The 12160-nt window shown below is 67.7% G+C and carries 13 protein-coding genes; 8 read left to right on the forward strand and 5 right to left on the reverse strand.

Annotation, left to right across the window (positions count from 1 at the left end):
• The first annotated feature begins 107 nt into the window (after positions 1-107).
• Together HZF05_RS07905 and HZF05_RS07910 are read left to right on the forward strand one after the other, a co-directional pair.
• Positions 108-2537, forward strand: a complete 2430-nt coding sequence (locus HZF05_RS07905) for a ligase-associated DNA damage response DEXH box helicase (protein WP_160366251.1) — start codon at positions 108-110, stop codon at positions 2535-2537.
• A 69-nt stretch (positions 2538-2606) separates the two neighbouring features.
• A complete protein-coding gene (locus HZF05_RS07910; RefSeq protein ID WP_343046851.1) occupies positions 2607-3194 on the forward strand; it encodes a CHAP domain-containing protein in 588 nt (195 codons plus the stop codon).
• Positions 3195-3198: 4 nt separating this feature from the next.
• Here HZF05_RS07910 and HZF05_RS07915 read toward each other — a convergent pair whose 3' ends face one another.
• On the reverse strand, positions 3199-3720 hold the full coding sequence (locus HZF05_RS07915) for a CcdC protein domain-containing protein (protein WP_160366252.1): 522 nt from the start codon (positions 3718-3720) through the stop codon (positions 3199-3201).
• 102 nt (positions 3721-3822) lie between these two features.
• On the opposite strand from HZF05_RS07915, the gene pdeM reads away from it, so the two are divergent.
• A complete protein-coding gene (gene pdeM, locus HZF05_RS07920) occupies positions 3823-4497 on the forward strand; it encodes a ligase-associated DNA damage response endonuclease PdeM (RefSeq protein ID WP_160366253.1) in 675 nt (224 codons plus the stop codon).
• Here the strand turns inward: pdeM and msrA are convergent.
• From msrA to pabB, 3 genes are all read right to left on the reverse strand, one after another.
• Entirely contained in the window at positions 4494-5159 is a 666-nt protein-coding gene (gene msrA, locus HZF05_RS07925; protein WP_220129765.1) for a peptide-methionine (S)-S-oxide reductase MsrA, read from the reverse strand. The two genes, pdeM and msrA, sit on opposite strands and share 4 nt — an antisense overlap.
• A gap of 67 nt (positions 5160-5226) precedes the next feature.
• Positions 5227-6429 carry a pyridoxal phosphate-dependent aminotransferase gene (locus tag HZF05_RS07930; protein ID WP_160366255.1) on the reverse strand — a complete coding sequence of 401 codons (1203 nt, stop codon included), beginning with the start codon at positions 6427-6429 and terminating at the stop codon, positions 5227-5229.
• A gap of 62 nt (positions 6430-6491) precedes the next feature.
• On the reverse strand, positions 6492-8204 hold the full coding sequence (pabB, locus tag HZF05_RS07935) for an aminodeoxychorismate synthase component I (RefSeq protein WP_160366256.1): 1713 nt from the start codon (positions 8202-8204) through the stop codon (positions 6492-6494).
• 59 nt (positions 8205-8263) lie between these two features.
• Between pabB and HZF05_RS07940 the strand changes: the two genes are divergently transcribed.
• On the forward strand, positions 8264-8926 hold the full coding sequence (locus tag HZF05_RS07940) for an MBL fold metallo-hydrolase (protein WP_160366257.1): 663 nt from the start codon (positions 8264-8266) through the stop codon (positions 8924-8926).
• On the opposite strand, the gene HZF05_RS07945 is transcribed toward HZF05_RS07940, so the two are convergent.
• A complete protein-coding gene (locus tag HZF05_RS07945; protein WP_160366258.1) occupies positions 8927-9334 on the reverse strand; it encodes an MAPEG family protein in 408 nt (135 codons plus the stop codon).
• A gap of 197 nt (positions 9335-9531) precedes the next feature.
• Between HZF05_RS07945 and rpmF the strand changes: the two genes are divergently transcribed.
• The 4 genes from rpmF to HZF05_RS07965 all read left to right on the forward strand — a co-directional run bounded on the left by rpmF (position 9532) and on the right by HZF05_RS07965 (position 12155).
• Entirely contained in the window at positions 9532-9711 is a 180-nt protein-coding gene (rpmF, locus tag HZF05_RS07950; RefSeq protein WP_015459093.1) for a 50S ribosomal protein L32, read from the forward strand.
• Between the two features lie 23 nt (positions 9712-9734).
• Positions 9735-10793 (forward strand): phosphate acyltransferase PlsX, encoded by a 1059-nt coding sequence (gene plsX / locus HZF05_RS07955; RefSeq protein WP_343046852.1) that lies wholly within the window; start codon positions 9735-9737, stop codon positions 10791-10793.
• Positions 10793-11770 carry a beta-ketoacyl-ACP synthase III gene (locus HZF05_RS07960; protein WP_160366259.1) on the forward strand — a complete coding sequence of 326 codons (978 nt, stop codon included), beginning with the start codon at positions 10793-10795 and terminating at the stop codon, positions 11768-11770. Before plsX ends, HZF05_RS07960 begins: the two co-directional genes overlap by 1 nt.
• 85 nt (positions 11771-11855) lie before the next feature.
• On the forward strand, positions 11856-12155 hold the full coding sequence (locus HZF05_RS07965) for an integration host factor subunit alpha (protein ID WP_246331796.1): 300 nt from the start codon (positions 11856-11858) through the stop codon (positions 12153-12155).
• The last annotated feature ends 5 nt before the right edge of the window (positions 12156-12160 follow it).

Raw genomic sequence — 12160 nt, forward strand, 5'->3', positions numbered from 1 at the left:
ACCCTTGGCCATCGCTTGCTCTCCTGAGGGAGCCCCCTTCTAGCCCGAGCCTGCATTCGTGGCGAGGGCTGGCGAAGCGGAGGACAAGCCCCGATATTCGCAAGCGAATGTCCGACCTCCCCCCGATTCTCGCGCACTGGTTCGAAACGCGCGGCTGGCGCCCCCGTCGGCACCAGCTGGCGATGCTCGACGCCGCGCGGGCGGGAAAGAGCGCGCTGCTCGTCGCCCCAACAGGCGCGGGCAAGACGCTGGCGGGCTTCCTGCCGAGCCTTGTCGAGCTGATCGAGCAGCCGACCGACGGTCTCCACACCCTCTATGTCTCGCCGCTCAAGGCGCTGGCGGTGGACATCCAGCGCAACCTGCTGGGGCCGATCGAGGAGATGGACCTTCCCATCCGCGTCGAGACGCGCACCGGCGACACGCCCTCCGATCGCAAGGCGCGCCAGCGGGTGAAGCCGCCGCAGATGCTGCTGACGACGCCCGAATCGCTCAGCCTGCTGCTCTCCTACCCGGACGCCGCGCAACTCTTCGCGAACCTGAAGACGATCGTGATCGACGAGGTGCACGCCTTCGCGCCCTCGAAGCGCGGCGACCTGCTGGCGCTGTGCCTGGCCCGGCTCCAGCGGCTGGCGCCCGCCCTGCGCCGCGTCGCGCTTTCCGCCACCGTCGCCGATCCCGACCTCTATCGCGGCTGGTTGTCGGGCGACGGCGACCTCGATTCGGTGATCTTGGTCGAAGGCGATCCCGGCGCCGAGCCGGACATCGCGATCATGCTGCCGCAGGAGCGCATCCCCTGGTCCGGCCATTCGGGCCGCTACGCTGCCGAACAGGTGATGCGCCAGATCGAGGTGCACAAGATCTCGATCATCTTCTGCAACACCCGCAGCCTCGCCGAGCTGATCTTCCAGGATCTCTGGGCGGTGAACGACAGGCACCTCCCCATCGGCATCCACCACGGCAGCCTCGACATCGAGGCGCGGAGAAAGGTGGAGGCGGCGATGGCGGCAGGGAAGCTGCGCGCGCTGGTAGCCACCGCCAGCCTCGATCTCGGGGTCGACTGGGGCGACGTCGATCTCGTCATCCAGATGGGCGCGCCCAAGGGATCGTCGCGCCTGCTCCAGCGGATCGGCCGCGCCAACCACCGGCTCGACGAGCCGAGCAAGGCGCTGATCGTGCCGGGCAACCGCTTCGAATATCTGGAGGCGCGCGCCGCCGTCGATGCGGTGGAGGCGGGCGAGCGCGATCCGGACGTCTTCCGCCCCGGCGCGCTCGACGTGCTCGCCCAGCACCTGATGGCCTGCGCCGCCGCGGAGCCGTTCGCGCAGGCCGACATGCTGGCGGAGGTGCGCGAGGCGGCACCCTATGCCACGCTGCCCGAGGACATGTTCGATCGCGTGCTGAGCTTCGTCGCCACCGGCGGCTATGCCCTGCGCGCCTACGACCAGTACAAGCGCCTGACGCTGGACGCGGACGGCCTGTGGCGTGTCTCTCACCCGCGCTTCATCACGCAATACCGCCTCAACGCCGGCATCATCGTGGAAGCCGCGATGCTGACCGTCCGCTTCCGCAACGGCCGCTCGCTCGGCAAGGTGGAGGAAGGATTCGCCGCCAGCCTCGCGCCGGGTGACACCTTCTTCTTCTCAGGCCTCAGCCTCGAAGTGGAGGGCGTGAAGGGCGAGGACCTGTACGTCCGCGCCACGTCGAAGCCCGCGCGCATCCCAACCTATGGCGGCGCGCGGATGCCGATCTCCACCAACCTCGCAGACCGCGTCCGCCACTTCCTCCACGAGCCGGAAGAATGGCCCCGCTTCCCGCCCGACGTGCGCGAATGGCTGGAGATGCAGCAGCGCCGCTCCGTCCTCCCCGCGCCCGACAAGCTGCTGATCGAAACCTTCCCGCGCGAGGGGCGGCACTACATGGTCGTCTATAGCTTCGAGGGCTGGAACGCGCACCAGTCGCTCGGCATGCTGGTGACGCGGCGGATGGAGACGGCGGGCCTCCAGCCGATAGGATTCGTTTCCAGCGACTATGCCATCGCGACCTATTCGTTAAAGCCCGTCACCGATCCCCGGCCGCTCTTCTCGCCCGACATCCTGGAGCATGAATTCGTCGACTGGGTGCAGGAATCGGCGCTGCTGAAGCGCGCCTTCCGCGAGGTAGCGGTGATCGGCGGCCTCGTCGAGCGCCAGCACCCCGGCAAGCGCAAGACCGGCCGCCAGGTCACCTTCTCGACCGACCTGATCTACGACGTGCTGCGTCGCTACGAGCCCGAGCACCTGCTTTTGCAGGCCGCATGGGCGGACGCCAAGGCACGGATGACCGACGTCGGCCGGCTCGGCCGCCTGCTCGACACCGCCGCCGAGCGAATCGAGCATGTCGATCTGGAGCGCGTCTCGCCGCTCGCCGTGCCGGTGCTGGTGCTGATCGGGCGAGAGCGTGTCGCCGCCGGAACGGTCGACGACGCATTGCTGATCGAGGCGGAGGCACTGGTCGCCGAGGCGATGTGTGGCGACTCTGATATTAACCATGTCGCTTAACCCACTCGTTCACGATTCCCGGTAGGACTTGCCCTTGGTCGGGGGAGCAACACGACCAGGGATGTGCGCGTGAAGGGGTTTTGGCTTAGGGCTCTCGCGGGTGTCGCGGCGCTGTGCGCTTCGCCCGCCATGGCACAGGACAGTTATGACGGCCGCATCGGTACGGGACTCGAATGCGTGCCCTATGCCCGCCAGATGTCCGGCATCCAGATCTTCGGCGACGCCTGGACCTGGTGGGATCAGGCGGCCGATCATTATCAGGAAGGCGCCCGCCCGCAGGTCGGCGCGGTGCTCGTCTTCCGCCCGCATGGCGTGATGAAGCTCGGCCATGTCGCCGTCGTCAGCAAGATCGTCTCCAGCCGCATCCTGATGGTGAGCCACGCAAACTGGTCGCGCATCGGCGGCGTGCGCGGCCAGATTGAGCGCGACGTGACGCTGGTCGACGTCAGCCAGAATAACGACTGGAGCGAGGTGCGTGTCTGGTGGCGCGACAATCAGGGCCTCGGCACCACCCGCTACCCGGTCTATGGCTTCATCTACGGCAACAGCGCCGTCACCGGCGAACATATCGCCCATGTCAGCAAGGATCTGGTCAGCGCTTCGCCCGACGTTGTCGGCGCAGTGATCGATTCGCTGGGCGCGACCCCGGCGGGCTGATCGCCTAGCGGAACGTGCTCGCGAGACTCTCGCGCAGCAGGCGCTTCGCGCGCAGCGCCATTTCCAGCCGGGTCGCCGCGAACAGGCCAAGCGCGAACGCCATGCCGATGTCGGTGGCGAGCAGGGCTGCGGGACTGGTCGGGTTGCCGCCACCCAGTTCCTGCCGCGCGGCCGCGCGCGCCACGACCAGCACGATCAGGAACAGGAAGGCCGCGGGCGAGGCCTTCTGGTTCAGCGTATGCGTCTCGGGATCGACGGTGATCCGCATCGTCCGCCCGCGATACCAGCCGGCGGCGAGGCCCACCGCAAGCGCCAGCGCCGACCATGCCCAGCCCATCGGCGAAGGGGGCGCCTCGGCGAACACCAGGCCGACGATGACCAGATAGATCACCGGCACGATCCACAAGGTCTCGATCTTGAGTGGCCGCGCACGGCTCATCCGCCGCCAGCGCAGCGCCATCACGATCGCGATGAAGGCGACGGGAAGGACATACTGCATCCAACCCGGGCCGGCTTCCGTCTGCATCGCAACAGTCTCCCCGTTTGCTCCCCAGCCACCGTGCTAGGCGAGCAAGGCACCTGCCGCAAGCCGCTTGCACGCGCTCTCCGGCCTGCTATGCGATGGCCCATGGTTCCCTTTTCGTTCGCAGGCACGGAGTTCGTCGCGCTGGCACCTGGCGCACTCTTCTGGGAGCGGCGTCGGGCGCTGCTGGTCGCCGATCTGCATCTGGAGAAAGCGAGCTTCTACGCGCGCTCAGGGCAGATGCTGCCGCCCTATGATTCGGATGCGACGCTGGAGGAACTGGCCGAGCTGGTAGCGCAGACGAGCGCCGAAGAGGTCTGGTGCCTCGGCGACAGCTTCCACGATGCCGAAGGCTGTGAGCGGCTCGCCAATGAAACGCGTGATCTGCTGCGCCGGCTGACGAGCGAGGCGCGCTGGACCTGGATCGCTGGCAACCACGATGTCGGCGCGCGCAGGCTCGCGGATCATTGTGGCGGCCGCGTGCTGGGCGAGGCCGAGGTGGACGGGTTGCTGCTCCGCCACGAGGCGGACCCGCGCGAGATGCGGCCCGAGCTTTCCGGTCACTATCACCCCAAGCTGCGCCTGACGCTCAAGGGCCGCCACGTCGCTCGGCGCTGCTTCGTGGCGACCGCGACCAAGCTGATCCTCCCCGCCTTCGGCGCGCTGACCGGCGGAATGGATGCGGGCGATCCGGTGATCCGCAAGGCGCTCGGCAACCGCGCCGCGCAGGCGCTGGTGCCGCTCGCCGACCGGCTGCTCAGGTTCCCGCTGGCGGCCTAGGCCTTCCAGCTCGTAGGGAACAACCGCTTCAGCGCCTCGACTTTGGGACGATCGTTGATCACGATATACGGATAGTCCGGATTCTTCGACATGAAGTCCTGATGGTAGCTTTCCGCCGGGAAGAAGCCCTGCGCGGTCTCGATCCGCGTCACGATCGGGCGCGGATAAACGTGGGCGGCGGAAAGCTGCGCGATATAGGCCTCGGCCACCTTCGCCTGCGCCGGCGATTGCGGGAAGAGAGCCGAGCGATATTGCGGGCCATGATCGGGGCCCTGCGCGTTCAGCCGGGTCGGATCGGCGACCACCGAGAAATAGATGCGCAGCAGATCGGCATAGTTCACCCGGGCCGGATCGAAGACGACCTTCACCGATTCGGCATGGCCCGTCGTGCCGGTGGAGACATCCTCATATTGCGCGGTCGATCCCTTGCCTCCGGTATAGCCGGAGGTGGCGCTGACCACGCCCTTCACGTGCGAAAAGACGCCCTGCACCCCCCAGAAGCAGCCGCCCGCGAAGACCGCGGTCTCGCGATGGCCGGAAGCGGGTTCGATGAGGGCGGGGCGCGGGGCGTTGACCACCGTTTCGGCGGCAAGCGACGGGGCGATCGTCCAGAGCGCGCCTGCGCCGAGCGCGGCGACGGCGAGTAGGGGAAGCGTCTTCATGATAGCACGACTCCGTTGGGTCATGCCTGAGATACGTTCGCTCCCCCTCCCCGGGTTACATGTTGCGTCAGCGTAACGCCGCGCACGCCTCGGCGATGCGGTTGCAGGCCTCGGTCAGGATCGCATCCGATGTCGCGTAGCTGATCCGGAAAGCCGGCGAGAGACCGAAGGCCGCGCCCTGCACCGGGGCGACCTTCGCCTCGGTCAGCAGGTAGCCGACCAGCGCCTCGTCGTCCGCGATCTTCACCCCCTTCGGGGTGGTCTTGCCGATCAGGCCGGAGACATCCGGATAGACGTAGAAGGCGCCCTCGGGCGTCGGGCAGTGGATGCCCGGCACCGCGTTCAGCCCCTTCACCACCAGATCGCGACGGCGCTGGAAGGCGGCCGAGCGCTCCTTGAGGAAGCTCTGGTCGCCGTTGAGCGCCGCGGTCGCCGCCGCCTGCGCGATCGAGCAGGGGTTGGAGGTCGACTGCGACTGCAGCTTCGCCATCGCCTTGATCAGCCACGCCGGGCCGCCGGCGAAGCCTATCCGCCAGCCGGTCATCGCATAGGCCTTGGACGTGCCGTTCACCGTCAGCGTGCGCTCGTAGAGCGACGGGCAAACCTCAGCGATCGTGGCGAACTGGAAGTCGTCGTAGAGGATGTGCTCGTACATGTCGTCGGTGAGCACCATCACCTGCGGGTGGCGCTCCAGCACCTCGCCCAACGCCTTGAGCTCAGCGGCCGAGTAAGCGGCGCCCGTCGGGTTGGACGGCGAGTTCAGGATCACCCAGCGGGTCTTCGGCGTGATCGCCTGCTCCAGCTGCTCGGGCAGGATCTTGTATTGCTGGTTGGCGCCCGCCGAGACGATCACCGGCGTGCCGCCCGCATAGGCGACAATATCCGGATAACTCACCCAGTAAGGCGCCGGGATGATCACCTCGTCGCCCGCGTCGATCGTCGCGACCAGCGCGTTGAACAGCGTGTGCTTGCCGCCGACGTTCACGCTGATCTCGTTGGCCGCATAGGCGAGGCCGTTGTCGCGCTTGAACTTGGCGGCGACGGCGGCCTTCAGCTCTGCGGTGCCGTCGACGTTGGTATATTTGGTCTTGCCGGCGCGGATCGCCTCGATCGCGGCGTCTTTCACGAAATCGGGCGTGTCGAAATCCGGCTCGCCGGCGGCCAGGCCGATAATGTCCAGCCCCTGCGCCTTCAGCTCCAGCACGCGGCTGGTCATGGCGAGCGTGGGGGACGGCTGGATGCGGCCGAGCGCTTCCGACGTGGTTCGCATGGGATCGATGCTTTCCGGGTTCGTGAGGAACAGGCGGGCGCGCCTATGCCGGATGTCGCCCCTCAGGGCAACCGCGCAGCGATCAATCCCCGGAGCGCGTTGCCGAGAAAGAATCCGTCGCGCAGATCGGCCTCGGTCAGGTCGTGCTCGATCGCCTCGCCGTTCGCCAGCAACCGTTCCCGCAAGATGCCTGGGAGCAGGCCGCAAGACGCTGGCGGGGTCAGCAGCTTGCCGTCGCGCTCGACGAACAGATTGGTGAAGCTGCCCTCGGTGAGCAGGCCATCGGCGCGCGAGAACACCACCTCGAAATGATCGCCGCGCGCCACATCGTAGAAGCCACGCTCGCTGGTCTTGTGACGGAGGCGGAAGTCCGTCGGCGAGACCGGCAACGGCACGATCGGCGCAACGATCCCGTCGATCTCGTCGGGCGCGGGCCGCACCTCGATCGCGATCTTGCCGGTGGGCGAGAGCCGCACCCGGATACGCGCCGGATCGCGCAGGCGGAAGGTCGCGGCCTGGAGCTCGTTGCGCGCGTCATGCCGATCGAAGGCGAAACCCAGTGCATCGGCCGATCGCTTCATCCGCGTGAGGTGGCGTTCGAGATCGGTGAAGCCCTCGTGCGGATCGAACGGCATCGTCTCCTGCAGGTCGAAGCGCGGGCAGGCGGCGGGGATGAAGCCGCCCTTGGCGAGACATTCGGCCCATTCGGCATCGACCTCGCTGTCCGCCACCACGCCCGATCCCAAGCCCAGCGTCGCGGACTCGCCCTCCACCACCAAAGTGCGGATCGCAACGTTGAACGCTGCGTCGCCGCCCGCATCCAGCCGCCCGATCGTGCCGGTGTAGAGGCCCCGCGCTCCGGCCTCGACCTCGGCGGCGATCTCCATTGCGCGCAGCTTCGGCGCGCCGGTGATCGATCCGCAGGGAAAGGCTGCTTCGAGCAGCGAAACGGCATCCGCGCCCTCCGCAAGGTCGGCGGTGACGGTCGACGTCATCTGCAGGATCGTCGGATAGGTTTCGACCGCGAACAGCTCGGGCACCGCCACGCTCCCCGGGGTCGCGATGCGCGAGAGATCGTTGCGGATCAGATCGACGATCATCAGATTCTCGGCGCGCTGCTTGTGGTCTTGCGCGAGGAGCGCCGGATCGCTGTTCCGCGCGGCGGTGCCCTTCATCGGCCGCGCCTCGATCCGGCGGCCGTCGAGCCGCACGAACATCTCGGGCGAGAAACTCAGCAGGGTGCGCGCGCCGTCGTGCACGATCCCGCCCCAGCCGGCGGCGGCCGCGCCCCGGATGCGCGCGTAGAGCGCCAGCGGATCCCCCGCGACGGGCACGTCGGCCTGGAAGGTGAGGTTCGCCTGATAGATGTCGCCCGCCGCGATATAGGCCTTCACCCGATCGAAGGCGGCGGCATAAGCGGCGCGATCGATCGAGGGCTTGGGCGGCCCGGCCCATGCTCCGGCAGGATCGGGCAGCAGCGCCGGCACCCGTTCCGGCGCGACCGCCTCGTAGCGTTCGAACAGCCCGAACCAGAGCAAGGGCATTCCTGCTTCCCCCGCCGCCGGCTCGCCGAGCGCGCCGGCATCGTAGGCGATCCACCCCGCCGCGTGCAGGCCATGCGCCTGCGCATAACGCAGCGCATCCAGGCAGTTGGCGAGCTTCGCGGGATCGTCGCAGGCGATCGTCTCGACCGGATCGCGATAGAGCCGCGCCATCGCCGCCCCCTCGGCGCGGGCGTCGTCCAGCAGCACGAAGGGGGCGGAACGATCGAGCATCGCCCCCTCCTGCAAGCCTTTCGCTTGCGTGGCAACGCCGCGATGCGCATCTGGATGGCATGGACAAGCCCCTGCCCCCGTTGCGTGCCGCCGTCGTGCCGGTTACGCCCTTCCAGCAGAACTGCACGCTTCTGTGGTGCACGAAGACGATGCACGGCGCTTTCGTCGATCCGGGTGGTGACCTCGACAAGTTGAAGGCCGCCGCCGCGCATCACGGCGTGACGATCGAGAAGCTGCTCGTCACCCACGGCCATATCGATCATTGCGGGCAGGCCGGCATTCTGGCGGGAGAGCTCGGCGTGCCGATCGAGGGGCCGCAGGAGGAGGATCGCTACTGGATCGCGCGGCTCAACGACGATCGCGCCAGCTTCGGGCTCACGGGCGAGCCGTTCGAGCCGGATCGCTGGCTGCACGACGGCGACGAGGTGACGGTCGGCGAGCTGACGCTGAAGGTTCGCCATACGCCGGGGCATACGCCCGGCCACGTCGTCTTCTTCCACGAACCTTCGCGATTCGCGATCGTCGGGGACGTGCTGTTCCGCGGATCGATCGGCCGCACCGATTTCCCGCTCGGCGATCACGACACGCTGATCGCCTCGATCATCGAGCGGCTCTGGCCGATGGGCGACGACGTGGCCTTCGTGCCGGGCCACGGCCCGACCTCCACCTTCGGCAACGAACGGGCGACCAACCCCTTCGTCGCCGATTCGCGGTTCGGCTGATCAGAGGTAGTGGACGGGCGCCGGCGGGTGCGATCCGATCCAGATCGCCCACACCGCCAGCGCCAGCAGCACAGCCCAGGTGAGGCAGGCGCCCACCGCCCGCATCGCCCCCATCTTCTGCGCGTCCATGCCCAGCATGTGGACGAGACGCGCCAGCGTGAACACCGCGCCGATCCCCCACAGCCAGGATTTCGATCCGCCGGCGAGCTCCACCAGCGCCATCAGGATCAGCACGAAGGGCGCATATTCGACGAAGTTCGCCTGTGCGCGCATCCGGCTCAACAGCATCGGGTTGTCGCCGTCGCCGTGCAGCACCTTCGCCTTGTTGCGAATCGCGACGATCCGGAAGGCGAGCCAGAGATTGATCAGCGCGGCGGCGCCGGCGAAGACGAGCGTGACGGGAAGCATGGACGAAAATCCCAAGAGATAGCGTGACGATGGCCCTGGCTCGCACGCTACGCGGCGGGTTGCAACAGCGCGGAAATCCGCTATAGGGCGCCCTTCGCGACGAGGCCGGCCGCTGATGGTCCGCGGCCGATCCCGGCCGTGGCGATTCGGATGGTATGCGGCCCCGCACCCATTGAACACTAGGATTAGGTGCCGGTATGGCCGTTCCCAAGCGAAAGACCTCGCCCTCGCGGCGCAACATGCGTCGCAGCCACGACGCGCTCTCCGTGGAGTCGTTCCAGGAGTGCCCGAACTGCGGCGAGCTCAAGCGCCCGCACAATCTGTGCAACGCCTGCGGCCATTATAACGGCCGCGAGATCGTCTCGGTCGAGGCCTGAGCCTCACGCAACGGACAGCCAGAGTGGACGCGCCGCGGATCGCCATCGACGCGATGGGAGGAGACGGGGGTGCGGCCACGATGCTGGCGGGCGCCGCGCTGGCGCTTGCCCGTTCCCCTGATCTCCGCTTCCTGATCGTCGGCGACGAGGCCGCGATCCGGGCGGAGCTTGCGCGTCACAAGGCGCTGGCTGCCGCCAGCGATATCCTGCACGCGCCCGACACGATCACCGGCGACGACAAGCCGAGCCAGGCGATCCGCCGCGCCAAGACCACCTCGATGGGCCTCGCCATCCAGGCGGTGAAAGAGCGCGAGGTCGGCGCCGCCGTCTCGGCCGGCAACACCGGCGCGCTGATGGCGATGGCGAAGCTCGCGTTACGCACCCTGCCCGGCATCGACCGACCCGCGCTTGCCGCGATCATGCCGACGCTGGGCGAAACCGATGTCGTGATGCTCGATCTCGGCGCCAACACCGAATGCGATGCCAACAACCTCGTCCAGTTCGCGCTGATGGGCGCCGCCTATGCGCGCACCGCGCTGGATATCGACCGGCCCCGGACGGCCCTTCTAAACATCGGCTCGGAGGAGCTCAAGGGCACCGACGAGCTCAAGGAAGCGGTGGCCAAGCTGCGCGCCCACCCATCGCTGCCGCTCGAGTTCGTCGGCAACATCGAGGCGGACCGGATCAATCGCGGCACCGTCGATGTCGTCGTATCCGATGGCTTCTCGGGTAATATCGCGCTGAAGGCCGTTGAAGGCACGGCGCGCTTCGTCACCGACCTGCTGCGCCGCTCCTTCTCGTCGAGCGTCCGATCGAAGCTGGGCTTCCTGATCTCGCGTCCGGCGATGCATCTGCTGCGCGTCCATCTCGATCCGAACAACCATAACGGCGCCGTCTTCCTCGGGCTCAACGGCATCGTCGTGAAGAGTCACGGCAGCGCCGACGAAAAGGGCGTGGCCAACGCCATCGCCGTCGCCGCCAAGCTGGTGCGCGACGATCTCAATCATCTGATCGCCGAGGACATGGCCGACTATCGTGCCGCCTCGACGCCGCCCGCTGCCTCGATAGGATCGGCTGCCTGATGACCCTTCGCGCCGTCTTCGCCGGCACCGGCTCCGCCCTTCCCGTCCGCCGTGTCGACAATGCCGAGCTGGCGCAGCAGGTCGATACGTCAGACGAGTGGATCGTCGAGCGCACCGGCATCCGCAGCCGCTATATCGCCGGCGAGGGCGAGACCACCGCCAGCCTTGCCGCCGACGCCGCGCGTAAAGCGCTGGCGGATGCCGGCATGGAGGCGAGCGAGATCGGCCTGATCGTGCTGGCCACCGCGACGCCGGACCAGACCTTCCCCTCGTCCGCCACCAAGGTGCAGGCGATGCTGGGCATCGACGATTGCGTGGCGTTCGACGTCCAGGCGGTCTGCTCGGGATTTCTCTACGCGCTGTCGGTCGCCGAGAGCATGATCCGGGCTGGTGTCGCCAAGAATGCGCTGGTGATCGGCGCGGAGACGTTCAGCCGCATCCTCGACTGGGAGGACCGCGCGACTTGCGTGCTGTTCGGCGACGGTGCCGGCGCGGTCGTGCTCAAGGCCGAGGACGGGCCGGAGAACCCGGCCGAGGCGCGCGGTGTGCTTTCCGCGAAGCTGCACGCCGACGGGCGCCACAACGATCTGCTCTACGTCGATGGCGGCCCGTCGACGACGCGGACGGTCGGCAAGCTGCGCATGAGGGGCCGTGAGGTATTCCGCCACGCGGTCGTCAACCTTGCCAGCGTGCTGACCGAAGTTCTGGAAGCGGTGAACCTCACATCGGCCGACATCGACTGGCTGATCCCGCATCAGGCCAATGCTCGTATTCTCGACGCAACCGCCAAAAAACTGAACCTTTCGCCCGATCGGGTGGTGGTGACGGTCGACCGCCATGCCAACACCTCCGCCGCATCCGTGCCTCTGGCGCTTGACGTCGCCCGCAAGGACGGGCGGGTGAAGCCCGGCGACTTGCTGGTCTTGGAGGCGATGGGCGGCGGATTCACCTGGGGTGCTGCGGTCGTCCGAGTCTGATACGCGACACGCCGCCGCAACGATCTATGCGCGCGACGCAACCAGTATTATGATCCGCGGCTCAATGGAACCAGAGGGGGTGGCCTTGGCCGAGTTGCAGACCTTGACCCGTGCAGACCTGAGCGACGTCGTGCACCGCGAAATCGGGCTTTCGCGCGCCGATTCGGCCGGCATGGTGGAAAAGGTGCTCGACCTGATGTGCGAGGCGATGTCGAACGGCGAGAACGTCAAGATCTCGGGCTTCGGGACCTTCGTGCTGCGCGACAAGGGCGAACGCGTCGGCCGTAATCCCAAGACCGGCATCGAGGTGCCGATCGCGCCGCGCCGGGTGCTCACCTTCCGCGCCAGCAACATGCTGCGCGACCGGATTGCCGAGGCAAGCTGAGGACA

The sequence above is a fragment of the Sphingomonas chungangi genome, assembly GCF_013778325.1.
GTDB lineage: Bacteria > Pseudomonadota > Alphaproteobacteria > Sphingomonadales > Sphingomonadaceae > Solisphingomonas > Solisphingomonas chungangi.

Coding starts and splice junctions, on each gene's coding strand:
- HZF05_RS07905 (WP_160366251.1), top strand. CDS start 108: ATGTCCGACCTCCCCCCGATTCTCGCGCACTGGTTCGAAACGCGCGGC.
- HZF05_RS07915 (WP_160366252.1), bottom strand. CDS start 3,720: ATGCAGACGGAAGCCGGCCCGGGTTGGATGCAGTATGTCCTTCCCGTC.
- pdeM (WP_160366253.1), top strand. CDS start 3,823: ATGGTTCCCTTTTCGTTCGCAGGCACGGAGTTCGTCGCGCTGGCACCT.
- msrA (WP_220129765.1), bottom strand. CDS start 5,159: ATGAAGACGCTTCCCCTACTCGCCGTCGCCGCGCTCGGCGCAGGCGCG.
- HZF05_RS07930 (WP_160366255.1), bottom strand. CDS start 6,429: ATGCGAACCACGTCGGAAGCGCTCGGCCGCATCCAGCCGTCCCCCACG.
- pabB (WP_160366256.1), bottom strand. CDS start 8,204: ATGCTCGATCGTTCCGCCCCCTTCGTGCTGCTGGACGACGCCCGCGCC.
- HZF05_RS07940 (WP_160366257.1), top strand. CDS start 8,264: ATGGACAAGCCCCTGCCCCCGTTGCGTGCCGCCGTCGTGCCGGTTACG.
- HZF05_RS07945 (WP_160366258.1), bottom strand. CDS start 9,334: ATGCTTCCCGTCACGCTCGTCTTCGCCGGCGCCGCCGCGCTGATCAAT.
- rpmF (WP_015459093.1), top strand. CDS start 9,532: ATGGCCGTTCCCAAGCGAAAGACCTCGCCCTCGCGGCGCAACATGCGT.
- HZF05_RS07960 (WP_160366259.1), top strand. CDS start 10,793: ATGACCCTTCGCGCCGTCTTCGCCGGCACCGGCTCCGCCCTTCCCGTC.